This window comes from Phyllobacterium myrsinacearum (assembly GCF_014138285.1).
GTDB classification, from domain to species: Bacteria; Pseudomonadota; Alphaproteobacteria; order Rhizobiales; family Rhizobiaceae; genus Phyllobacterium; species Phyllobacterium myrsinacearum_A.
The window spans coordinates 1,857,041-1,878,943 of the sequence record NZ_JACGXN010000001.1; the positions used below are offsets into that span (position 1 = coordinate 1,857,041).

Genomic DNA, 21,903 nt, shown 5'->3' on the forward strand with positions numbered 1-21,903 from the left:
TCATCTCCGTTGAAAGTCGGGTGAAACAAGCAGAAGGGCGACGCCCGTCTGGATGGATTCGGCGCGGTTGATTTCCGTTGCCGTGGTGTCGGTCAACGCGTTTCCGAGCAGGTTGTCCGCCAGCTCCTGCGGTTTCAGCGACCGGTCGGCCTTTGCTGCCAGCCGCTGGGAGACCTCGACGCGCCGCACCAGCGCATCGGGCGCAAGCCAGCTGGCGGCAATGTCGTCATAACCGGCAGGTGAGCGGGGCAGCCAGACCGGCTGTCCCAACTGGTCCAACAGGTTGGCGAAGTTGGCTTTGCCAAGGTCGGGATAGTCCAGCCCGCGCATGGCAGAGACCAGCCATTCCCATGGTGTCTTGATCTTGGAGGACTGAGATGTCCACGCTTGGGGTGCCTGAACGAGTGCTTCATAAACGGTCGGTAAATTGCCGTCCGAGGCGAGAAATGCCTTGCTGACCCGGTTCACGACTGCATGCGGTGGTGTGTCGGAGATAAAGTGGCGGCAGAGTTTTGTCGCGATATGTTTCGCCGTTGCCGGATCGCTGGCAAGGTCTTTCAGGACGGCGCCCGCCTGATCTTCGCCTGTTGCGCCGTAAACGCGGTGGCGGATCAGCCGGTCGCCGGGCTGGTGCAGGCCGGGGCGATATTGAAAAACACCCGCCTCGTTGGTATCGGCCTTGCCGCCCATGCGTCCCGCAGACCAGCCGGTGAGGGCCAGCGCAAACTCCGTGACATCCTTTTGCGTGTAACCGGACCCGACACCAACGGTGTGCAGTTCCATGATCTCGCGGGCAAGGTTCTCGTTGATCCCCGGCAGCTTATCGGCATTGCGCCGTTTGGCGCGTGCCGCCAGCGGACTGTCAGGGCCTGCCGAGCGGATCTGATCGAGATAGATCAGCATGGCCGGATGCTGCTCGACGGCAAACAGCAGATCGGTAAAGTGGCCTGTGATGTGCGGGCGGATCGCTTCCCGCTCGAAGGCGCCGGCAAGGCTCAACATGGGAGGGTTGTCGGCCGACACGGCAAAATGGTTCGACCAGAAATGGACGAGCGCTTCCATAAATGGCGTCGGTGTCTGCAAAGCATTGAGGCCGCGTGCCTCGATTTCGCTGCGGTAGAGCAGGCGGGCAGCTTTGTTCAGTTCCTGCTGCAGCGCAATTCTTTCATCCCCCGCGAGCGCCTGCAGTTTTTGCCGGTCATCGGCATAATTCGTCGCGATTTCTGGCGTGGTCTGCAACTGTGTAAAGGCCGAAGGATGCGGCTCATATTCAGCAATCTGATCCAGCAGCCAGCGGCGCGGTTCCGCAGGAAACGGCTCGCTTGCCCGCTTTCCCAAGCCAAAGCGATTGACTGCAATGGCAGCGGTCGCATCGGGTGTGGTGGTGACCATGGTCTTCTCCGTTCGCAGCCTGTCTGGCGTTGACAGTCATTGAACGGGAGGACCGGAGAAATCCGTCGCCGTGCCTATTCTTTTTTTGCCGGTGCTTGCCGCAGGATGATATTGCGCTTTTTCAGACCATCGACGAGCGCCTTGCGATCATCAGGCGAAAGGCTTTCGGCGAATGAGACGATCGTCTGCTCGATACGGGTCCGCAGGGCAAAATCGGCGTCACGCGCCTTGGTCAATTCCGCGCTGATGGCCACGGGATCGACCACATCCTGCGCCAGCAGGCGGGCGATCTCGGTGCGGCTTGCCCGACCGGCATCCGCCAGCGGCACATTGTCTTTGCGCGCGGCCGACAGGCTCTGGCGTAGCGTCTTCTGCTGTTCCGGTGTCAGGTATTCGGCGGCAAAACGAACGCCGCGCCGGTTCTCCGTCGTCCAGGAATGCCCGAATGTGTGCCAGATATATCCGCCGCCGATCACGCCGCCCGCGATGAAGACATTCAGGGCGAGCGAGGCGATGAGAAGCATATTGCGGGATCGTTCGCTCATTTACTCGTCCATTTCATCGGTAATGTTGAAAGCGGTGACCGCATAGGCCTGATCCTCATACCCACGTGTCTCGGCGGAGTGAATGACACCGATAAGGAGTGCTCCGGTGATCGCACCCGCGAGCCCAATTCCGGCGATACCCGTGCCCTGCCACCACAGACGTGCCCGTCTCCAGCCAGACCAGGACTTGCCCGATGCGGCGATGATCTTTTCCCGCAGGACCGTGTCCGGCTGGGCAATCTGATAGCCCGACAGCAGGGTGTCGAGTTTTGCCGCTGCCGCGAGCGCGGGCCGGGCAAGATCCGGATAATCTTTGATGAATACCACTGCCGCTGTCTGCTCCGGCGGCGGCCATCGCCTGACATCGGCACCGTAGATTTCCGTCAATTCCTGAAAACGCTCCGGTGTCATCGTGATTCCTCCCGTTTCTCCGCCTCTTCCAGAATAGCCCGCAGATTGCGCCGGGCCCGCGCCAGGAGGCTTTCAAGTGCTTCAATGCTTATATTCATAATCTCGGCCGCCTCGATATTGGTGAACTCCTGATAGTATTGAAGTACGATTGCCTCCCTCTGCCGGTCCGGCAGGGAGGCAAGTGCTTGTTGGATGCGGTCGCTTTCATCCTGGGTTGAAAGCGCTTCTTCGGGTCCCGGCGCGGTATCCGGCGTGTCAGGTGCCTCGGCGACCGGCTGTTCGCGATGGCGGCGCAGGCGGTCGTAACAGAGGTTGAGCGTGACCCGGTGCAACCACGTGTCGAAGGTGGCACGGCCGGATTGCCACTTCCCCGCCTGCCGCCAAAGCCTGACAAAGGCTTCCTGTGTCACGTCTTCGGCCTCGTGTCTGTCGCCAAGCATCCGCACTGCCATGGCAAGCAGGCGCGGCAACTTTCTGGTCACCATGGTGCGGACGGCAGCGTCGTCGTGCTGACCGATCCGGACCAGAAGTTCTTCATCGGTCTTGCGATTGTCCAATGTTTTGCACGCTTGCCGTTACTCCTGCGAACTGTCTGCAGCACCCTTCTTGTGCGGATGGCGCTCGTCCTTCGACAATTGACCATCGGCATTCTTGTCGAGACGCTCGAACCGCTTCTTTGATACAATATCCATTTCTGCTGTATCGATGAAGCCGTCATGATTGGTGTCGATGCGGTTGAACAGTGCCGTTGGGTCGCGCTTGGCATTCTTTGGGGCGGGGCGCTTCAGCCATTCTTCAAGCGACAGTTTACCGTCACCATCCGTGTCAAACTTGAGAAGCCGCGTCCGCGCTGCTGCCTGATATTCGTCCAGCGAAATCATGCCATCGCCGTTTGTGTCGGCTTTCGGCGCCGCCATTGCCATGGGCGCGGCAAGGGACAACGGCAGGAGGGCAACAAGAATAGCTGCTCGTTTCAATGTCATCATTTTTCCTTTCGGGAAACTGTCATCTGTCATGGGCTTAAACGGTCAAAGCGGGACAATCCGTCGCTTGTGGAAAAATTTTTTGAAATAGCGCGAGGGGGACGCTATTGTCCCCCTCCGGAGTGAGGCAGAGCAATGCCTGCGGGTGTCGCAATTGAACGGTATGAACCCACTGGAATCGTTGACCTTCTCTTGGGAGCACCAGCTCGCACAAAGTGCATAGACGGTTAACTTGATGGTTTTAGACGGATTTTTGATTCCACGCCGGAGACAGGCCGGGCACAGGCTGCGCTACAGAACTGTAACATTACTGTCATATGACTGTTATATTGGTTCTATAGACGGCAGACGACGTCGGAGGCGTCACACAGTTAATCCAACAGGAGCTGCTCCTATGAACAAGCTTATTTCCACCACTGCTCTGATTGCGATCTCGGTGATTGCAACGACAGTTGGCGCATCCGCTCGTGACCAGATTCAGGTCAGCGGTTCATCCACTGTGCTGCCATATGCCAAGATCGTTGCTGAAGCTTTTGGCGAAACATTCCCCAAGTTCAAGACACCCGTCGTTGAGTCAGGCGGTTCCGGTGCCGGCATCAAGGAATTCTGCAAGGGCGTCGGCGAAAACACCATCGACATTGCCAATTCCTCGCGTCCGATCAAGGACAGCGAACTGAAGTCCTGCGTTGATGCCGGCGTCAAAGACGTTGAAGAAATCCGCATCGGCTATGACGGCATCGTGTTCGCGACCGACATCAAGGGTCAGGACTGGGCCCTGGAACCCAAGGACATCTATACAGCTCTGGCTGCGCAGGTCGTTGTTGATGGCAAGCTCGTTGCCAACCCCAACACCAAGTGGAACCAGGTCAACCCCAAGCTGCCTGATTGGGACATCGCTGCCTACATTCCTGGCGAAAAGCACGGCACCCGTGAAGTTTTCGAAGAAAAGCTGATGACCGGCGGTTGCAAGGCAACCGGCGCTGCTGACGCGATCAAGGCTGCCGGCCTTGACGAAAAGGCCGCTGCTGCTGCCTGCATTGCAATCCGCAAGGATGGCAAGGCAATCGACATCGATGGCGATTATCCGGAAACACTGGCTCGTATCGATGCCAACAAGACTGGCGTTGGTGTATTCGGCCTCGCATTTTACGAAAACAATGCGGACAAGCTGAAGGTTGCAACCGTCAACGGCATCAAGCCAAGCACGGAAACCATTGCTTCGGGCAAGTATCCGGTTTCGCGCCCGCTTTTCTTCTACGTTAAAAAGGCCCATCTCGGCGTTATTCCTGGCCTGAAGGAATATGTGGACTTCTTCCTTGCTGACCAGATGGTTGGTCCGGAAAGCCCGCTGGTAGAGTACGGCCTGGTTGCTGCACCGGATGCAGAGCGCGAAGCTCAGCGCGCTGCATTTGCTGCTGGCAAGACCATGGCTGGCAAGTAAGTCAAAAATAACCGGCGCGGACAGGATCTGTTCGCGCCGGATATTTCTTGGGGCCTATGCTCTCGTTGCAGGACAGATCGGGGAAGCGTTGATGTCCACCTTGTTGGTTGTATTGATTGTCATCGCCATTGGCATTGTCGGGTTCTTTCTTGGACGCCAGCGTGCCGTGCGCAGGGATGACAGAAGCATCAAGGCCCATTCCTTGCCGCATTATCATGGCTGGTGGGTTTTTCTGGTTTCCGTATTGCCTGCAGTCATCTTTATCGCCCTGTGGGCGGTGGCTTCGGGTTTTTACATTGAGCGTCAGGCTGTAGATAGTTTGCCGGCTCATAACAATGAAAGCGTGATTGCCAGCCAGAGTCTTGAAATCGGCATGGTCGCCGGTATTGCCCGCGGCCTTGACAAGCTGAGCGATCAGGAACGCGCAAACCTGCCGACCACCTTTTCCGAATTGCGGCCTATTCTGTCCGACAAGGGTGTTGCCCTTGCGACGGAAGGTCAGGATTTCATGATCCCGATTGCCGTTCAGTGGAACAAGAGCACGGCACGCGCCCAGAACATCGGCGCTGTTATTGCCATCGCCCTTGCGCTCGCTGGCGCCATTTTCGGCCTGTCGGGTGTCAATGTCCGCACACGCGCCCGCAACAATGTCGAGCGGATCATCCTCTGGGGGCTGCTGGCTGCGTCCACCATCGCCATCCTGACAACGGTCGGCATCGTCCTGTCGATGCTGTTCCAGACGATCACCTTTTTCCAGTCGGTAACCCCTTCGACGTTCTTCTTCGGCACCGTGTGGGACCCGCGCTTTGCTGCAGCGGGCAGCGATGGTGCACAGGGACAGTTCGGTCTGATCCCGCTGCTTGCCGGTACACTTTATATCGCGCTGGTCGCCATGCTTTTTGCCGTGCCGGTTGGATTGTTTGCCGCGATCTACATGGCGGAATATGCCAGCCGCACCGTGCGGTCCGTGGTCAAGCCGCTGCTTGAAGTGCTCGCGGGCATCCCGACGATTGTCTACGGCTTCTTTGCTCTTGTCACGGTAGGGCCATTCCTGCGCGACATCAGTGCTGCCATATCAGGCGGTTATCCGTTCATCATGGCGCAAAGCGTGCTCACGGCCGGTATCGTCATGGGCGTCATGCTCATCCCTTTCGTTTCCTCCCTGTCGGATGACATCATCACCGCTGTTCCGGGATCGCTGCGTGACGGATCGCTCGGCCTCGGGTCGACGCGTTCGGAAACCATCCGCCGCGTTGTGCTGCCCGCCGCCTTGCCGGGTATTGTCGGTGCGCTGCTGCTCACCGCTTCGCGCGCCATCGGCGAAACCATGATCGTCGTTCTGGCAGCCGGTGTTGCCGCCAACCTCAATATCAATCCATTCGATGCCATGACCACAATTACGGTCAAGATCGTCAATCAGCTGACAGGCGATCTGGAATTCAATTCACCGCAGACGCTGGTGGCATTCGCCCTTGGCCTCACCCTTTTCTTCATCACTCTGGCGATGAACATTTTCGCGCTTTACATCGTGCGTAAGTACCGGGAGCAGTACGAATGACCGACACAACACTCAATCCTGCTGCAACTGCTCCAGCGAAAGCAGTTCGGCGCGACATTGGTCTCAAGCGCCGCTACGCTGCCGAACGCCGGTTCAAAATCTACGGCATCACGGCTATCGCCATTGGTCTGTTCTTTCTGGTTGCGTTGCTGTTCTCCGTGATCTCCAACGGCTACACCGCTTTCTGGCAGACGGAACTCAACCTGTCGGTCAAGCTTGACGAGAAGGTCATCGATCCCACGAACAAGCGTGCGACCGATCCCGCCGTTCTGCTGACCGCGAATTATCCGCTTCTTGTGCGCAACGCCCTCGCCGAGAAACTGGGTATCAGTCTTGATGACAAGCCCGCCATCCGTGAAGTGAGCAAGCTTGTATCCGATGGCTCGCGCAGTCAGCTGCGTGAACTGGTTGCCGGAAACCCGGCACTGATCGGTACAACACAAAATCTCTGGGTGCTGACCGGCGGTGATATCGATTCCGCCTTCAAGGGACAGATCGATCTGACGGTCGATCAGGCAAATCGCAAAGTGTCGGACCGCCAGGTTGGCTGGATGAATACCCTGGCCAAAGAAGGTGCCATGGCACAGCGTTTCAATACGGGCCTGTTTACCTTCGGTGCATCGAGCCGTCCGGAAACATCGGGGCTTGGCGTTGCGCTTATCGGCTCGCTCTACATGATGCTGATTGTCCTGTGCCTTTCGCTGCCTATCGGCGTGGCCGCTTCGATCTATCTGGAAGAATATGCCAAGAAGAGCCGCCTGACCGATATCATCGAAGTCAACATCAACAATCTGGCCGCGGTGCCGTCCATCGTCTTCGGTCTGCTCGGATTGGCCGTGTTCATCAACTTCTTCGGCCTGCCGCGGTCCGCATCGCTGGTCGGCGGACTGGTCCTGACATTGATGACGCTACCGACAATCATCATCGCGACCCGCGCCGCCCTGCGCGCCGTACCGCCATCCATCCGTTCGGCGGCGCTGGGTATCGGCGCATCGAAGACGCAGATGGTGTTTCACCATGTTCTGCCGCTGGCCGCGCCCGGCATCCTGACCGGCACGATCATCGGCCTTGCCCACGCGCTGGGCGAAACGGCGCCGCTGCTTCTGATCGGCATGGTGGCCTTCGTCGCCAATTATCCGGTCACGCCGCTTGATCCGTCAACGGCCCTGCCGGTGCAGATCTACATGTGGGCGAACGAAGCGGAACGGGCTTTTGTCGAACGTACGTCCGGCGCTATCATCGTGCTGCTTCTGTTTCTTGCAGTCATGAACATCGGTGCCATCATTCTGCGTCGCCGCTTCGAGCGGCGCTGGTAAACGGGAGCGAATTATGAATCTCATGACAGAACGATCTCTCGAAAAAGCGGTAAACGACAAAATGAGTGCACAGGTCAATACGATCAAAATGCAGGGCAAGGATGTCACCGTTCACTATGGTGAAAAGCAGGCCCTGTTCGGTGTCAGCCTTGATGTGCCTGAAAAGATGGTCACTGCGTTGATCGGCCCGTCCGGTTGCGGCAAGTCCACCTTCCTGCGCTCGCTGAACCGCATGAACGATACGATTGAAGGCTGCAAGATTGGCGGCAAGATCACCCTCGATGACGAGGATATCTACAATCCGAAGATCGACGTGGTTGAACTGCGTGCCCGCGTCGGCATGGTTTTCCAGAAACCCAATCCGTTCCCGAAGTCCATCTTCGAGAACGTGGCCTATGGCCCGCGCATCCACGGTCTTGCCAAGAACCGGCATGAACTGGAGGAAATCGTCGAGAAGAGCCTGCGCCGCGCGAGCCTGTTCGACGAAGTGAAAGACCGCCTGCATGAAGCCGGAACGGGGCTTTCCGGTGGCCAGCAGCAGCGCCTGTGCATTGCCCGCGCCATTGCCGTCAGCCCGGAAGTCATCCTGATGGACGAACCCTGCTCGGCGCTTGATCCGATTGCCACGGCAAAGGTTGAAGAACTGATCGATGAACTGCGCCAGAACTACACCATCGTCATCGTCACCCATTCGATGCAGCAGGCGGCCCGCGTTTCGCAGCGCACGGCGATGTTCCATCTCGGAAACCTCGTCGAAGTGGGCGATACGGAAATGATGTTCACCAATCCGACGGAAAAGCGCACGCAGGACTACATCACCGGACGCTTCGGCTAATCACGGGAAACAGGGATAAGAATATGACCGAGTCGCAGCATACCGTCCGTTCCTATGACGACGAACTGAAGTTCCTGACACACAAGATCGCCGAAATGGGCGGTCATGCGGAACGCATGGTTGAACAGGCCGTCACCGCCATGGTGAACTCCGACAATGCGCTGGCCCAGCGCGTTATTTCGGACGATCTCATCCTCGATGCCGGACAGCGCGAGATTGACGAAAAGGCCATCACCATCATCGGCAAGCGCCAGCCCATGGCGATTGACCTGCGTGAAATCATCGGCGCCATCCGTATTTCGTCCGACCTCGAACGGGTTGGCGATCTGGGCAAGAACATCGCCAAGCGCGTTGTCGCCGTCACCGATACGCGCCAGACGCTCTCGGTCTATCGCGGCCTGCAGACCATTGCGGAACTCGCCCTGACCCAGCTCAAGGACGTGCTCGATGCCTATGCCACACGCTCCGTGCAGCAGGTCAATATCGTGCGCGAGCGCGATGATGAAATCGATGCACTATACACTTCACTGTTCCGCGAACTTCTGACCTACATGATGGAAGATCCGCGCAACATTTCCGCCTGCACGCACCTTCTCTTCTGCGCCAAGAATATCGAGCGTATCGGGGATCACGCGACGAACATTGCTGAAACGGTCTACTACATCGTGACGGGTGCGCAGCTTCCGGCTGAACGCCCCAAGGAAGACCAGACCCACAGCATCGTCGTTGATGAAGCCAGACAGCCTTAATTAGGATTCCAGCAATGGCGATAGCTCCCAAAATCACAGTTGTCGAAGACGAGGAAGCGCTCAGCGTCCTTCTCCGGTACAATCTTGAAGCCGAAGGCTATGTCGTCGAGACAATCGCGCGCGGTGACGAGGCGGAAATTGCGCTGCGTGAAAAAGTACCGGACCTTCTCATTCTCGACTGGATGCTGCCGGGGCTTTCCGGTATCGAACTCTGCCGCCGCCTGCGGGCGCGGCGCGAGACGGAAATCCTGCCGATTATCATGCTGACGGCACGCGGCGAAGAAAGCGAGCGGGTGCGCGGTCTTGCGACCGGTGCTGACGACTACATGGTCAAGCCGTTCTCGACGCCGGAACTGCTCGCCCGCATCAAGGCCATGCTGCGCCGGGTCAATCCGAGCCTGCTGTCGCATGTGCTGAGCTTCGGCGACCTGAAGCTTGACCGTGAGCAGCACCGTGTATTCCGCAAGGAACGCGAGCTGAAGCTTGGTCCCACCGAGTTCCGCCTGCTGGAATTCCTGATGCAGTCCCCCGGCCGGGTGTTCTCGCGCGGCCAGCTCCTGGACAATGTCTGGGGCGCCGACATCTATGTGGATGACCGCACCGTCGACGTGCATGTCGGACGGCTGCGCAAGGCCATCAATATCGGCCGCTCGATCGATCCGATCCGTACCGTGCGCGGTGCAGGGTATTCCTTCGGTTAGGGGATTAAAAGGCCTGCATGGTGAGCTTGTCGAACCACGCACCACTGCGAATGCAATCGTTTCAGCATCTCCCAGCTAGTGCCGGCGCGAGAGTTCGCGCGTTGCCCCTTCGATGCCTGCCAGGGTCATGGGGTACATGCGGTGCGCGAAAATCTTGCGGATCATTGCCGTCGAGGCGGTGTAATCCCAATATTGTTCCTTTGACGGATTGAGCCAGGCGGCGTTCTTCCAGTGGTCGAGAACCCGCCCGAGCCAGACCGCGCCGGCTTCTTCATTCCAGTGTTCGACTGATCCGCCGGAATGGGAAACCTCGTAGGGTGCCATGGCGGCATCACCGACAAAGATGACCTTGTAGTCCGATCCGTATTTGTGAATGAGGTCAAGCGTCGGTATCCGTTCCGCGTGGCGGCGGCGATTGTCCTTCCACACACCCTCGTAGAGGCAATTGTGGAAGTAGAAATATTCCATGTGCTTGAATTCCGAGCGCACGGCAGAGAACAATTCCTCGGCTATCCGGATATGCTCGTCCATGGAGCCGCCGACATCGAAGAACATCAGCAGCTTGACGTGGTTGCGCCGTTCGGGCCGCGTCTGGACATCGAGATAGCCGTGTTCGGCGGTCGATTTGATGGTGCCCGAGAGATCGAGCTCGTCATCGGCGCCTTCGCGCACCCAGCGGCGCAATCGTTTGAGGGCAACCTTGATGTTGCGGGTGCCAAGCTCGACACTATCGTCAAAGTTCTTGAATTCGCGCTTGTCCCACACCTTGACCGCGCGGCGGTTACGGCTCTCGTCCTGGCCGATGCGCACGCCTTCCGGATTATAGCCATAGGCGCCGAAGGGCGACGTTCCAGCCGTGCCGATCCATTTGGAGCCGCCCTGATGCCGGCCCTTCTGCTCTTCTAGCCGCTGGCGCAGGGTTTCCATCAGCTTCTCGAACCCGCCCAGCGCCTCGATCAGCTTTTTCTCTTCTTCCGTAAGGTGTTTCTCAGCCAGTCGCCGCAACCATTCCTCGGGCAGATTGGCAACGTCGATACCATTGTCGCCGCCCAGCAGCTCCAGCCCCTTGAACACATGGCCGAAAACCTGATCGAAGCGGTCCATGTGGCGCTCATCCTTCACCAGGGCCGAGCGGGCGAGATAGTAGAACCCCTCGACATCATAGGTCACCAAGCCTGCATCCAATCCTTCAAGCAGCGTCAGATATTCCCGCAGGGATACGGGAATCTTTGCTGCCTTGAGTTCGAGGAAGAAGGGGAGGAACATGGCTAGACCCGCTTGTTGTATTCAATGAACGGCGTCAGTTCGCCGATCCGGTCGTAGAGTTTGCGGGCATTCGTGTTGTCATGGGCCGTGGTCCAATAGACATATTGCGAACCGGCCTTGGCCGCTTCCGCATGCACAGCCTCGATCAGGGCGCGGCCGATGCCTTGGCCCCGCACCTCAGGATCGGCGAACAGGTCCTGCAGATAGCAGACGCCGTTCACGTTCCAGCAGTGACGATGAAACAGATAATGCGCGAGCCCAACCGGCTTGCCGTCAAGTACAGCCAGAAAGCCGCGATATTCATGTTCGCCGCCGGACAGCAGCCGGGAGAAGGTTGTCCGGTAGACATCCTCCGACACACTTGTCTCGTAGAATGTCAGATAAGCGGTCCAGAGGCGGCGCCATTCGGGTTCATCGGTTGCTGCGATGGGGCGCACAGTCAAAGTCATGGGGATATCCGATCAAGCAATTGGTTCATGCCGTATCCGAGCCTATCATTGGCTTGGGCAAGGCTCATCCAGAAAAAGCGGAAACGAACTGGGTTTCCCCCACCGTCAGGGAAATTCTCATGATGCTCCCACGTCTCCGCCAGAGGTGCATGGAGCGGGGTATGGAAAAAACTGCGGCGATGCCGGTGCAGCCCATCGCTCTTGTAAAAATCATAGAGAATGGTTGCCAGCAGGTTCATCTGGTCCGGGCAGGGCAGTCCGGTTTCTTCACAGAATTCCCGTTGCGCTGCTGCAAGAACAGCTTCGCCGGGATCAACCGTCCCGCCGGGAACCTGCAATTCGACATCGGGAAAATCCGGTTGATCAAAGACCAGCAGTCTTTGCCGGCACGTTGCGTAAATCAGTACTTTCTGGCGTTCGACGATGGACATGTCATCCCTGCCTCCTTGCCATGAAGGCCAGGCGCTCGAACAGATGCACGTCCTGCTCGTTCTTCAGCAGGGCGCCGTGCAGTTTCGGCAGGGCATTCTTGGGGTCAGCCCGCAGGTCTTCCGGCGCGATGTCATCGGCGACCAGCAGGCGGATCCAGTCCAGCGCCTCGGAGGTCGATGGCTTCTTCTTCAGGCCGGGGACATCGCGGATTTCATAGAACTGGGTGAGGGCGGCACGGACAAGGTTCTGTTTGATACCGGGATAATGCACTTCGACGATCTTGGTCAGCGTGTCGACGTCGGGGAAGCGGATATAGTGAAAGAAGCAGCGGCGCAGAAAGGCGTCGGGCAGTTCCTTTTCATTGTTGGAGGTGATGATGACAATCGGCCGATGTGTCGCGCGGATCGTCTCGCCTGTTTCGTAGACATGAAATTCGTTGCGGTCGAGTTCCTGCAAGAGATCATTGGGAAATTCGATATCCGCCTTGTCGATCTCGTCGATGAGCAACACGACTTTCCTGTCCGTGGTGAAGGCATGCCAAAGTTTGCCGGGTTTGATGTAATTACCGATATCGTTGAATTTCGCATCGCCCAGCTGCGAATCGCGCAGGCGGCTGACGGCATCGTATTCGTAGAGGCCCTGCTGTGCCTTGGTGGTGGATTTGACGTTCCATTCGATCAGCTCGAGATCGAGTGCTGCAGCAATCTGCCGGGCAAGTTCTGTTTTGCCGGTACCGGGTTCACCTTTGACCAGCAGCGGGCGCTCAAGCGCAATCGCCGCATTGACCGCTACCATCAGATCCTTGTCAGCCACATAGGCCGCTGTTCCTTCAAACCGCATCGCATTCCCTTTCATGATGGGCGAAGATTAGGGGGCGTGCGGGAGGAGGGCAAGAGGTCCGGGGAATGGCGCGATACACTTTCCCCGTTGCCACGCCCGCTTTTGCGTCTGGCTGTTGAAATGAAGAGAATGACGGGCGGTCCTTGGAGCGCGGGTCTGGGGTAGTCCGGTATGCGATGCTTGCGATCCAAGGACCACCCGCCCCGGCGATTTTACATTTTCCGCCTGTTCTGCCCTTTCACCGGACCCTTTCGGGGCCCTATGAAACTGTGGCAAAGGGGCGAAACCTCCCCGTCCCATGGGTTTTCTCCCCACGAGGCCGAAGCGCCGATCCTTTCCCGACTTTCGAAAGTTTCCGGAAGCATTCCCGCCGGAAAGGACACGATGAGAATAGCTCGGGTTGGGAAGTGTTGGATAAGTTGGCGTGGTTTTTCTGATCACGGCGAAATCTGATGACCAATTCACCCCCCTCTGTCCTGTCGGGCATCTCCCCCGCAAGGGGGGAGATCACATCACCATCGACCATCTCGCGTAATTTTCAACTCTTGAAGATTGATCAAAATGAACATGAAGGCTGATCTCCCCCCTTGCGGGGGAGATGCCCGACAGGGCAGAGGGGGGTGAAAACACCATAGCTCTTGCGTAGCCGTACACCCACACAATGATTATGTGACAAAGGTTGTGTCAGACGCGGAAAATCGCATTTGGTGCACTGGTGCAATGCATGCATCCGTCCTATATTCGGATTGGCGTTCTGCGCTTCTCGACAGGAGAGACATATTCCCCGGGGCCTTAATAATCCCTTAGGGAGCTGTCCCTGAGGAGGCCCGTGGGCTTCTTCACACGGCACCCACCTACTTTGTAGGTTCCCGGGATCGACTTCTCCATCGGTTGTGTGGACGCCACTTTTGTTTCATTCCGAGCTGGCTGTTGCCAGCGCCTCATGAAATCAAGCCCGTGCAGCACCATTCCCCCATCAAAGAATTGAAGAAAAAACTGCGCCTGGAAGCGCTCGGCCGTCGCGATGCGCTGACAACGGAATTCCGCATTGAAGCCTCGATGCGTATTGCCGATTTCGGTCTGGCCGCGCTTGCCGTCGAGACGGGCGCTGTTGTTTCGGGCTTCTGGCCGATCCGCTCGGAGGTGGATCTGCGTCCCCTGCTTTTTGGCCTGCATGAGCGTGGCGCGCGGCTTTGCCTGCCTGTTATCATGGACAAGCAGACGATCCTGTTTCGCGAACTGGTGCCCGGTGCGCCCATGATCGATACGGGGTTCGGGACCGCAGGACCGCCCGAAGATGCTGCAGTGCTTGATCCATCCCTTATGCTGGTGCCGCTCGCGGCTTTTGATGTCAGAGGGCACCGCATCGGCTATGGTGCGGGTTATTATGACCGGGCAATTGCGCATTTACAGGTCAAAGGACTGAATCCGAACCTGATTGGCTTGGCGTTTGACTGCCAGCAGGTTGAAACCGTACCCGATGAGCCTCATGATGTCCCGCTGGAGGCGATCCTGACGGAAAGCGGGTTGCGCCGTTTCGGCTAGACAGATAAATCGATCATTTCAAGCCAAGGCAAGGACCGGGGCTTTCTCTTTCAGGATGTGCGCGTGAGATTACTCTTTCTTGGTGATATGGTGGGGCGCTCGGGCCGGACGGCGGTCTATGAACGATTGCCGGGATTGATATCCGATCTGAAGCTCGATTTCGTCATCGTCAATGGCGAGAACGCTGCGGGCGGCTTTGGCATTACCGAAGAAATTTTCCACGACACGATCAATGCCGGGGCCGATGTGGTCACCACGGGGAATCATGTGTGGGACCAGAGGGAAGCGCTGGTCTTTGCCTCGCGTGAGCAGCGGTTCCTGCGTCCGGCGAATTTCCCGCTTGGTACAGCCGGCAAGGGTTCCGGTATGTTTCTCGCCAAGAATGGCGCGCGCGTCCTGGTTTCCAACATCATGGGCCGCGTTTTCATGCATCCGGATCTGCATGATCCCTTCACCATCGGCGAGGAGATTCTCGCTGCCTGTCCGCTCGGCGAACAGGCCGATGCTGTCGTGTTCGATTTTCATGCGGAAGCCACCAGCGAAAAGCAGTGCTTTGGCCATTTCGTCGATGGCCGTGCCAGTCTCGTCGTCGGAACGCATACGCATGTGCCAACCGCCGACGCCCAGATACTCAATGGCGGAACAGCCTATATGTCCGACGCCGGCATGTGCGGCGATTACGATTCATCGCTCGGCATGGACAAAGAAGAACCGCTGAACCGTTTTCTGTCGAAAGTGCCGAAAGGCCGTTTTGAAGCGGCCAGCGGCAAGGCGACGATCTGCGGCGTGGGTGTGGATATTTCCGACCGCACCGGACTTGCCGAAAAGATTTCTCCCTTGCGGATCGGACCGCGGCTGGAGGAAACCATACCTGCTTTCTGGAAATAGATTGATATAACGCAACACAGCCTTCCAATTTCTCGCATCGGTTACCACCATCCGGTCTCTAACACGTCAGGAACGACCCCATGGAAACCCTTATTTCGCATTTTGATTTCATCTATCAGCCATCCGGTCTCATCGCTCTGGTCACACTTGTGGTCATGGAAGTGGTGCTCGGCATCGACAATCTGATTTTCATCTCCATTCTGACCAACAAGCTGCCCAAGGAGCAGCAGGCCCGTGCCCGCCGCATCGGCATCAGTGCCGCGCTTATCCTGCGGCTGGCGCTGTTGTTCACCATCTCGATCATCGTGCAGTTGACGGAACCTGTGTTCGAGGCTTTCGGCCATGCGTTCTCATGGCGCGACCTGATCCTGATTGCCGGCGGTCTTTTCCTGGTGTGGAAGGCCACGAAGGAAATTCACCATACGGTTGATCACGAAGACGCCAAGGAAGACGTGATCGGCAAGGCTGTCACGCTTACCATGGGGGCGGCGATCGCCCAGATTCTGGTGCTCGATCTGGTGTTCTCGGTGGATTCCATCATCACTGCGGTTGGTATGACCGACGAGATCGCCATCATGGTTATCGCCGTTATCGCTGCCGTTACGGTCATGCTGCTCGCCGCCGAACCGCTGTCGAAATTCATCGCCAATAATCCGACCATTGTCATGCTCGCGCTCGGCTTCCTGCTGATGATCGGCATGACGCTGATTGCCGACGGCTTCGGTTTCCATGTGCCCAAAGGCTATATTTATGCGGCGATGGGCTTCTCCGCGCTGGTTGAAGCGCTTAATATGCTGGCACGCAAGGCCAAGAAAAAACGTTGAAACCGCATCACGCCTGATTTGTAACACTCGTTTGAGGATAGAACTTCAATGACCCAGACAACTTTCCCCACTGCTCTCATGCCGCTGAAGCTGGCGGAGCGTTCCGTTGCATTCCAGGCTCTTGCCGTTCTGATTGGCACGGCATTTCTTGCTCTCAGCTCCTGGATCGAAGTGCCGATGTTCCCGGTCCCGGTGAACATGCAGACATTTGCCGTAACCATGGTGGGGGCTCTCTATGGCTGGCGTCTGGGCGGCCTGACCGTGCTGGCCTGGCTCGGCGAAGCCATGATCGGCATGCCGGTGCTTTCCGGTGGTGCAGGCGGGTTCCTTCACTTTGCCGGACCGACGGCCGGCTATCTCGCGGCTTTTCCGCTTGTGGCAGTCGCTGTTGGTTTCCTCGCTGAACGTGGTTTGACCCGCAATCCATTTGTCTCGGCAGCGGTTATGCTTTTCGGCAACCTGCTCTGCCTCGTTCTCGGTGCATCATGGCTGGCGCACCTGTTCGGGATCGACACCGCGTGGGCCTCGGGCGTTGCACCATTCCTGATCGGTGCCGTGCTTAAATCGGCTCTGGCTGCGGCGACGATCGAAGCGCTCCGCCGCTCCGGCATTGCGGCCCGCCTGTTTTGACCATCCGTCTGCGTGCACATCATCTGCTGTGCATGCTGACTTACGTCGGTAAAGGCTACACGCCGGCCTTTACCGACAATTACGACAAAATCATCGCGCGGCTTGCCGCAGGTGAAGATATTCTGATCCAGGAGGGGCCGGACGATGTCTGCCAGCCCCTGCTGGGCGAGAAAGACCCGCACTGCTTCTGGGACAGTGTGGTGGAGCGCGACGCCAAGGCCGCGCAGGCTGTTGGTTTGCTGCTTGGCAAAACCATTGCATCCGGTGATGTACTGACCCTCGACAGCGCGATCATCGCGCGTTTCCGCACAGCATTCCGGCAGGGAAGCACCCGCACAGCCTGTACAGGGTGCGAATGGTTCGACCTCTGTTCGGCCGTATCCAAAGCCGGCTATGCCGATACACGGCTGCAACTTCCCCCTTTGTGATTGCGCAGGTGCTGGACGAGGCGCCGGTTTTTACCTATAAGGGCGCCATTCCAGACGCATGTTTCCGGCTGAACAACCTGCAGACTTGGTTCGCAGGCTTCCGAGGGAAACGGCAGAACCATATCTAAGCACGCAGGGGTGCCATGGCAGGCCATTCACAGTTTAAAAACATCATGCACCGCAAAGGGCGTCAGGACGCCGTTCGGTCGAAGATTTTCTCCAAGCTCGGTCGCGAAATTACAGTGGCCGCCAAGCAGGGTTTGCCGGATCCGGCGATGAACCCGCGCCTGCGCCTGGCGGTACAGAATGCGCGCGCACAGTCCATGCCGAAAGACAACATCGAGCGCGCCATCAAGAAAGCTGCGGGCGGTGATGCCGACAACTATGAAGAAGTGCGCTATGAAGGCTACGGCCCGGGCGGTGTTGCCGTCATCGTTGAAGCGCTGACCGATAACCGCAACCGCACCGCATCAAATGTGCGCGCCGCGTTTACCAAGTCCGGCGGTGCGCTGGGCGAAACCGGCTCGGTTGGGTTCATGTTCAGCCGTGTCGGCGAAATCACCTACAAGCCGGAAGCCGGCAGTGCCGACAAGATCATGGACGCCGCAATTGAAGCGGGTGCGGAAGACGCGCAGACCGACGATGACGGCCACACCATCCTGTGCGCTTTCGAGGACATCGGCGATGTATCCAAGGCGCTGGAAAGCGCTCTGGGTGAAGCGGAGTCCATCAAGGCCATCTGGAAGCCGCAGACCACGGCCCCGGTCGATGAGGAAAAGGCTCAGTCGGTACTGCGTCTGATCGCGACACTCGACGATGACGATGATGTGCAGAACGTCTATGCGAACTTTGAAGTCAGCGACGAAGTTCTGGCCAAGCTCAGCGCCGCCTGATCAATCTTATTCTGAAAAAGAAAAGCCCGCAGGTTTCAGACCTGCGGGCTTTTTTATTGAGATGGTTGCAAATGCATGGTTCGTGGTGAGCCTGTCGAACCACGGACGCTTTAGTGCAGGCTATCCTAGTTCACCGGGCCATCACCGCCGAGTGCTTCCATGTCCGGTTCTGACGGTGCGACGCCAGTGGCGCGGTTGACCAGGATGGTGACGACCCAGAGCACAACCCCGACTGCAATGAGCACGCCGGCGATCTTGTACTGGACCGGATCACGCCCGGTCCATGGACCCGCAAAGAAGGCGCAGGAGATTGCCCCCAGCACCGGCAGGATCGTCGGCGTGCGGAAGTGATCGTGCTCCACCGTCTCGCGCCGCAGGATGAGCACGGCAATATTGACCACCGTAAAGACGAACAGCAGCAGCAGCGCCGTGGTGCCGCCCAGAGCCGGGACTTCGCCCACGAACGTGATGAGGGCGAAGGCCAGCAGCGTGGTGAAGCCAATGGCGATATAGGGCGTGCGGCGTCCGGCATGGACCTTGCCAAGCAGCGGCGGCAACACGTGTTCGCGGCTCATGCCATAGACGAGGCGGCTGGCCATGAGCATGTTGATCAGGGCGCTGTTGGCCACGGCGAACATGGTGATGAAGCCGAATATCCATAGCGGGAAGTTGGGTGCTCCAGCCTGGACGACCTTCAGCAGTGGTGTTTCACCAATGCCGAGTTCCTCCGGCGAAACCAGCGTGATCGCCGAGATGGAAACAAGGACATAGATCGCGCCGGTGATGAAAAGCCCGATCAGAAGCACTTTCGGGAAGATCTTCGACGGGTCCTTACACTCTTCGGCCATGTTGACCGAGTCTTCAAAGCCCACCATGGCAAAAAAGGCGAGCGTGGTTGCTGCCATGACGGACCAGAAGATGCTGGAGTCCGGCGACGTGGCGAACTGAGTGATGCGCGATACATCGCCCTGTCCGCCGACAATGGCCCAAAGTCCGATGAAGATGATGATCAGAAGCCCGGTCAGTTCAACAACGGTCAGCACCACATTGGCCTTGACGCTCTCGCCGACGCCGCGAAAGTTTACGATCGCAACAATTGCCATGAAGGCCAGTGCAACGAGCGTGATGCCGATACCGGTTTCAAGATTGAGCTGGAATGCCCCGGAAAGGTTCGCCGCGAAGGCACGCGATGCGGTCGAGGCGGATGTAATGCCGGAACACATCACCGTGAAGGCGACAATGAATGTAATGAAATGGATGCCGAAAGCTTTGTGTGTATAGAGGGCCGCCCCCGCAGCCTTCGGATACTTTGTCACCAGCTCAAGATAGCTCATGGCCGTGACAACAGCGACGATGAAGGCCACCAGAAAGGGCAGCCACACAACGCCGCCCACCTGTTTTGCCACCTGCCCGGTAAGGGCATAGATGCCGGTGCCAAGAATATCACCCACAATGAAGAGAAGAAGAAGCCAAGGGCCCATCACCCTGTGAAGACTTGGCTCTATCGGCGCTGTTGCAGCACTGTTGCTACCTGTGGTCACGTCGGTCATTTGGGTGTCCCCTCCCTTGCACGCAGATAAGCTTTTGAAAAGCTATGGGCGTTGTGCATCCTTGTCAAACCAGCAGCCTTTTACTTTGTCCTGTCCTTGGCAACGGATGCGGGCAGGGTTTTGTTGCAACAGCGCGGCAAAATTTGCGGGGGGCCTTCGATTTCGGAGGCTTTTCGCGTTATGAATCGAGCCTGCAACCGCGTGAGGACGCATCATGAAAAAACTGTTTGTCTCTTTGGCTTTCACCTGCGCACTTCTTCCCGCATTGCCTGCCATGGCGGCGGAACAGGCGGCTGAAGACCGGATTGAACAATCGACCTATCAGTGCGAGCGCGGTGTGATCGTTGACGCGACCTACATTAACACCAAAGGCGGTTCGTCCTTTGCCGTGATCAATGTGGAGAACAAACTGGTCCCGATGCGGGCGTCGCAGAGCGGCTCCGGTGCCCTGTATATCGCTATTGATCAGGCAGACAGCTATCGCTGGCACACGAAGGGTGATGCAGCTGTTCTGTCCTATCTCGACGCAACGCCGGGGGCGCAGGAAAAGACACTGCTGTCCGAATGCAAGGCGAGTGACGCAGAGGAGTAGGTCAGGCGAAGCGGGGAATGGGTTTGCTCATATGCACGGCGATTCCGCCCTTGAACGGCTCTTCCTTGTCAATGGTGTAACCCAGCTTGAGATAAAGCTGGACGTTCTCGGCAAACATCTTGTTGGTGTAGAGCCGCAATTTGCGGAAACCGAGGGAACCCGCGAGGGCCTCCGCATGGGTCAGAAGCAGCCTGCCATAGCCGCGGCCTTGAAACGCCGGGGAAACGGCAACGTTCTCGATCAACAGGCAACCGGGCTCCGCAATCATCTCGATGAGTCCGGCCAGTTCGCCGCCGGCATAGAGGAGATCGACAAGATGATGCGCGACGGCATGTTCATAGTCGGCCCCCATTGGTTTGGGTTCGCGCCCGATCACGGGTATCCACCTGGCATAGGATGAACGGACAAGGTCGCGGACGGCGGTTGCATCATCAGGGGTTGCCCGTACCAGTCTTTCGTGTCCGTGCTGCATCTTATCCTCCCTGCCGAATGGTGCGGGCAAGAAACATGGTTTGAGATTCCTTTGCAAGTGTCAGGGACAAGACAGGAACCGCATGCTGGATGATATTTATACCAACGGGGATCTTCCCGCTCTCTACGACGTCCTGAACCCGGCAAGGGAGGACACCGCGTTCTATATCCGTGTTGCGGGACGGCCGAAGCGCATACTGGATATCGGCTGCGGCACCGGCCTGCTCGCCTGCATGCTGGCGGAACATGGTCACACGGTCACGGGCGTTGAACCCGCGCGGGCAATGCTTGATATCGCCCGGAACAGGCAAGGCAGCGAGGCAGTCACATGGATCGAAGGGGATGCGCGGGCACTGGATCTGAGCCTGACGTTTGACCTGATCGTCATGACGGGCCATGTCTTTCAGGTTTTTCTCACGGATGATGATATCCGTGCCGTGTTGAAAACGGCCTACGCCCATCTTGCAAAAGGAGGATGCCTGATATTCGAAAGCCGCAATCCGGCGGTGAAGGCATGGGAAAGCTGGGTGCCGGAGAAGACAGCGCAGACAGTGTCAATCGCCGGTGTGGGCGACGTTGGCGTCCAACACCGCCTGATCGCGGTGAGAGGTGACCTGGTTGTTTTTGAGACCGATCATTATTTTCACAGGACGCGTGAAACTTTGGTCAATCGCAGTGTGCTGCGGTTTTTGCCGCAGGCCGAAATCGAGACACAACTGCGTGATGCAGGATTGACCCGAACGACGTGGTACGGCGACTGGTCTGAAGGCCCGGTCAACGCCGAAAGTTCTGAACTGATCGTTGTTGCGGAACGGGATTGATAGCTCCGCCACAAAGCAAAACGGCCCCGAATGAACGGAGCCGTTTTGAAATCCGGTATGCCGAAGGGATTAAATACCCAGATTGGCGAAGCGGCTCTTGAACTTGGAAACGCGGCCGCCACGGTCTGTGAGCTGCTGCGAGCCACCGGTCCATGCAGGATGCGTGGTTGGATCGATATCGAGGTTCATCGTATCGCCTTCCTTGCCCCATGTGGAACGGGTCGTGTATTCGGTACCATCGGTCATAACAACCTTGATGGTGTGGTAGTCTGGATGAATATTGGCTCTCATCTGTCTTATCCTGAACTTAAGGGGCACAAAACTGGAGCCACACAGGGTGTGG

26 protein-coding genes and 1 other RNA gene are annotated in these 21,903 nt (G+C 57.8%); 15 read left to right on the forward strand and 12 right to left on the reverse strand.

Annotation, left to right across the window (positions count from 1 at the left end):
• The 5 genes from FHW16_RS09245 to FHW16_RS09265 all read right to left on the reverse strand — a co-directional run bounded on the left by FHW16_RS09245 (position 1) and on the right by FHW16_RS09265 (position 3,331).
• Positions 1-1,392: a DUF1800 domain-containing protein gene (locus FHW16_RS09245; protein WP_182548762.1), complete on the reverse strand. Its 1,392-nt coding sequence runs from the start codon at positions 1,390-1,392 to the stop codon at positions 1-3.
• Positions 1,393-1,466: 74 nt separating this feature from the next.
• Positions 1,467-1,937 carry a periplasmic heavy metal sensor gene (locus FHW16_RS09250; protein ID WP_182548763.1) on the reverse strand — a complete coding sequence of 157 codons (471 nt, stop codon included), beginning with the start codon at positions 1,935-1,937 and terminating at the stop codon, positions 1,467-1,469.
• Positions 1,938-2,348: a hypothetical protein gene (locus FHW16_RS09255; protein ID WP_182548764.1), complete on the reverse strand. Its 411-nt coding sequence runs from the start codon at positions 2,346-2,348 to the stop codon at positions 1,938-1,940.
• Positions 2,345-2,905 carry an RNA polymerase sigma factor gene (locus FHW16_RS09260; protein WP_182548765.1) on the reverse strand — a complete coding sequence of 187 codons (561 nt, stop codon included), beginning with the start codon at positions 2,903-2,905 and terminating at the stop codon, positions 2,345-2,347. Before FHW16_RS09260 ends, FHW16_RS09255 begins: the two co-directional genes overlap by 4 nt.
• An 18-nt stretch (positions 2,906-2,923) precedes the next feature.
• Positions 2,924-3,331, reverse strand: a complete 408-nt coding sequence (locus tag FHW16_RS09265) for an EF-hand domain-containing protein (RefSeq protein ID WP_182548766.1) — start codon at positions 3,329-3,331, stop codon at positions 2,924-2,926.
• A 394-nt stretch (positions 3,332-3,725) separates the two neighbouring features.
• Here FHW16_RS09265 and FHW16_RS09270 point away from each other — a divergent pair, with 394 nt between their 5' ends.
• The 6 genes from FHW16_RS09270 (at position 3,726) to phoB (ending at position 9,931) form a co-directional block, all read left to right on the forward strand.
• The gene (locus FHW16_RS09270) at positions 3,726-4,772 is read left to right on the forward strand and encodes a substrate-binding domain-containing protein (protein WP_182548767.1); all 1,047 of its coding nucleotides are present in this window, start codon (positions 3,726-3,728) and stop codon (positions 4,770-4,772) included.
• A 91-nt stretch (positions 4,773-4,863) separates the two neighbouring features.
• On the forward strand, positions 4,864-6,330 hold the full coding sequence (gene pstC / locus FHW16_RS09275) for a phosphate ABC transporter permease subunit PstC (protein ID WP_182548768.1): 1,467 nt from the start codon (positions 4,864-4,866) through the stop codon (positions 6,328-6,330).
• Positions 6,327-7,646: a phosphate ABC transporter permease PstA gene (gene pstA, locus FHW16_RS09280; protein WP_182548769.1), complete on the forward strand. Its 1,320-nt coding sequence runs from the start codon at positions 6,327-6,329 to the stop codon at positions 7,644-7,646. Before pstC ends, pstA begins: the two co-directional genes overlap by 4 nt.
• A gap of 61 nt (positions 7,647-7,707) precedes the next feature.
• Positions 7,708-8,481 carry a phosphate ABC transporter ATP-binding protein PstB gene (pstB, locus tag FHW16_RS09285; RefSeq protein WP_223614121.1) on the forward strand — a complete coding sequence of 258 codons (774 nt, stop codon included), beginning with the start codon at positions 7,708-7,710 and terminating at the stop codon, positions 8,479-8,481.
• A gap of 23 nt (positions 8,482-8,504) precedes the next feature.
• Positions 8,505-9,230, forward strand: coding sequence for a phosphate signaling complex protein PhoU (phoU, locus tag FHW16_RS09290; protein ID WP_182548770.1), 726 nt, complete (start codon positions 8,505-8,507; stop codon positions 9,228-9,230).
• A gap of 14 nt (positions 9,231-9,244) precedes the next feature.
• The gene (phoB, locus tag FHW16_RS09295; RefSeq protein ID WP_162700294.1) at positions 9,245-9,931 is read left to right on the forward strand and encodes a phosphate regulon transcriptional regulator PhoB; all 687 of its coding nucleotides are present in this window, start codon (positions 9,245-9,247) and stop codon (positions 9,929-9,931) included.
• Positions 9,932-10,006: 75 nt separating this feature from the next.
• On the opposite strand, the gene FHW16_RS09300 is transcribed toward phoB, so the two are convergent.
• From FHW16_RS09300 to FHW16_RS09315, 4 genes are read right to left on the reverse strand one after another with little or no spacing between them, the layout of a single operon-like run.
• A complete protein-coding gene (locus FHW16_RS09300) occupies positions 10,007-11,197 on the reverse strand; it encodes a vWA domain-containing protein (protein ID WP_182548771.1) in 1,191 nt (396 codons plus the stop codon).
• A gap of 2 nt (positions 11,198-11,199) precedes the next feature.
• On the reverse strand, positions 11,200-11,646 hold the full coding sequence (locus tag FHW16_RS09305; protein ID WP_182548772.1) for a GNAT family N-acetyltransferase: 447 nt from the start codon (positions 11,644-11,646) through the stop codon (positions 11,200-11,202).
• The gene (locus FHW16_RS09310; protein ID WP_182548773.1) at positions 11,643-12,077 is read right to left on the reverse strand and encodes an NUDIX hydrolase; all 435 of its coding nucleotides are present in this window, start codon (positions 12,075-12,077) and stop codon (positions 11,643-11,645) included. Before FHW16_RS09310 ends, FHW16_RS09305 begins: the two co-directional genes overlap by 4 nt.
• 1 nt (position 12,078) lies before the next feature.
• Positions 12,079-12,918 carry an AAA family ATPase gene (locus FHW16_RS09315; protein WP_182548774.1) on the reverse strand — a complete coding sequence of 280 codons (840 nt, stop codon included), beginning with the start codon at positions 12,916-12,918 and terminating at the stop codon, positions 12,079-12,081.
• Positions 12,919-13,666: 748 nt separating this feature from the next.
• Here FHW16_RS09315 and ssrS point away from each other — a divergent pair.
• The 7 genes from ssrS (at position 13,667) to FHW16_RS09350 (ending at position 18,126) form a co-directional block, all read left to right on the forward strand.
• A non-coding RNA gene (gene ssrS / locus FHW16_RS09320) (6S RNA) lies at positions 13,667-13,823 on the forward strand.
• Positions 13,824-13,848: 25 nt separating this feature from the next.
• Positions 13,849-14,463 carry a 5-formyltetrahydrofolate cyclo-ligase gene (locus FHW16_RS09325; RefSeq protein WP_182548775.1) on the forward strand — a complete coding sequence of 205 codons (615 nt, stop codon included), beginning with the start codon at positions 13,849-13,851 and terminating at the stop codon, positions 14,461-14,463.
• A 63-nt stretch (positions 14,464-14,526) separates the two neighbouring features.
• Entirely contained in the window at positions 14,527-15,351 is an 825-nt protein-coding gene (locus FHW16_RS09330; RefSeq protein ID WP_182548776.1) for a TIGR00282 family metallophosphoesterase, read from the forward strand.
• A gap of 80 nt (positions 15,352-15,431) precedes the next feature.
• Positions 15,432-16,175, forward strand: a complete 744-nt coding sequence (locus FHW16_RS09335; protein WP_182548777.1) for a TerC family protein — start codon at positions 15,432-15,434, stop codon at positions 16,173-16,175.
• A 48-nt stretch (positions 16,176-16,223) separates the two neighbouring features.
• Positions 16,224-16,805 (forward strand): biotin transporter BioY, encoded by a 582-nt coding sequence (locus FHW16_RS09340; protein ID WP_182548778.1) that lies wholly within the window; start codon positions 16,224-16,226, stop codon positions 16,803-16,805.
• On the forward strand, positions 16,802-17,233 hold the full coding sequence (locus FHW16_RS09345; protein WP_182548779.1) for a DUF1284 domain-containing protein: 432 nt from the start codon (positions 16,802-16,804) through the stop codon (positions 17,231-17,233). Before FHW16_RS09340 ends, FHW16_RS09345 begins: the two co-directional genes overlap by 4 nt.
• Before the next feature lie 143 nt (positions 17,234-17,376).
• Entirely contained in the window at positions 17,377-18,126 is a 750-nt protein-coding gene (locus FHW16_RS09350; RefSeq protein WP_182548780.1) for a YebC/PmpR family DNA-binding transcriptional regulator, read from the forward strand.
• A gap of 125 nt (positions 18,127-18,251) precedes the next feature.
• On the opposite strand, the gene FHW16_RS09355 is transcribed toward FHW16_RS09350, so the two are convergent.
• The gene (locus FHW16_RS09355; RefSeq protein ID WP_182548781.1) at positions 18,252-19,676 is read right to left on the reverse strand and encodes an APC family permease; all 1,425 of its coding nucleotides are present in this window, start codon (positions 19,674-19,676) and stop codon (positions 18,252-18,254) included.
• Positions 19,677-19,890: 214 nt separating this feature from the next.
• Between FHW16_RS09355 and FHW16_RS09360 the strand changes: the two genes are divergently transcribed.
• Positions 19,891-20,268: an MliC family protein gene (locus tag FHW16_RS09360; protein ID WP_182548782.1), complete on the forward strand. Its 378-nt coding sequence runs from the start codon at positions 19,891-19,893 to the stop codon at positions 20,266-20,268.
• 1 nt (position 20,269) lies between these two features.
• Here FHW16_RS09360 and FHW16_RS09365 read toward each other — a convergent pair whose 3' ends face one another.
• Positions 20,270-20,740, reverse strand: a complete 471-nt coding sequence (locus tag FHW16_RS09365; RefSeq protein WP_182548783.1) for a GNAT family N-acetyltransferase — start codon at positions 20,738-20,740, stop codon at positions 20,270-20,272.
• A gap of 82 nt (positions 20,741-20,822) precedes the next feature.
• Between FHW16_RS09365 and FHW16_RS09370 the strand changes: the two genes are divergently transcribed.
• The gene (locus FHW16_RS09370; protein ID WP_182548784.1) at positions 20,823-21,560 is read left to right on the forward strand and encodes a class I SAM-dependent methyltransferase; all 738 of its coding nucleotides are present in this window, start codon (positions 20,823-20,825) and stop codon (positions 21,558-21,560) included.
• A 69-nt stretch (positions 21,561-21,629) separates the two neighbouring features.
• On the opposite strand, the gene rpmE is transcribed toward FHW16_RS09370, so the two are convergent.
• The gene (gene rpmE / locus FHW16_RS09375; RefSeq protein ID WP_105734432.1) at positions 21,630-21,851 is read right to left on the reverse strand and encodes a 50S ribosomal protein L31; all 222 of its coding nucleotides are present in this window, start codon (positions 21,849-21,851) and stop codon (positions 21,630-21,632) included.
• Positions 21,852-21,903: the final 52 nt, after the last annotated feature.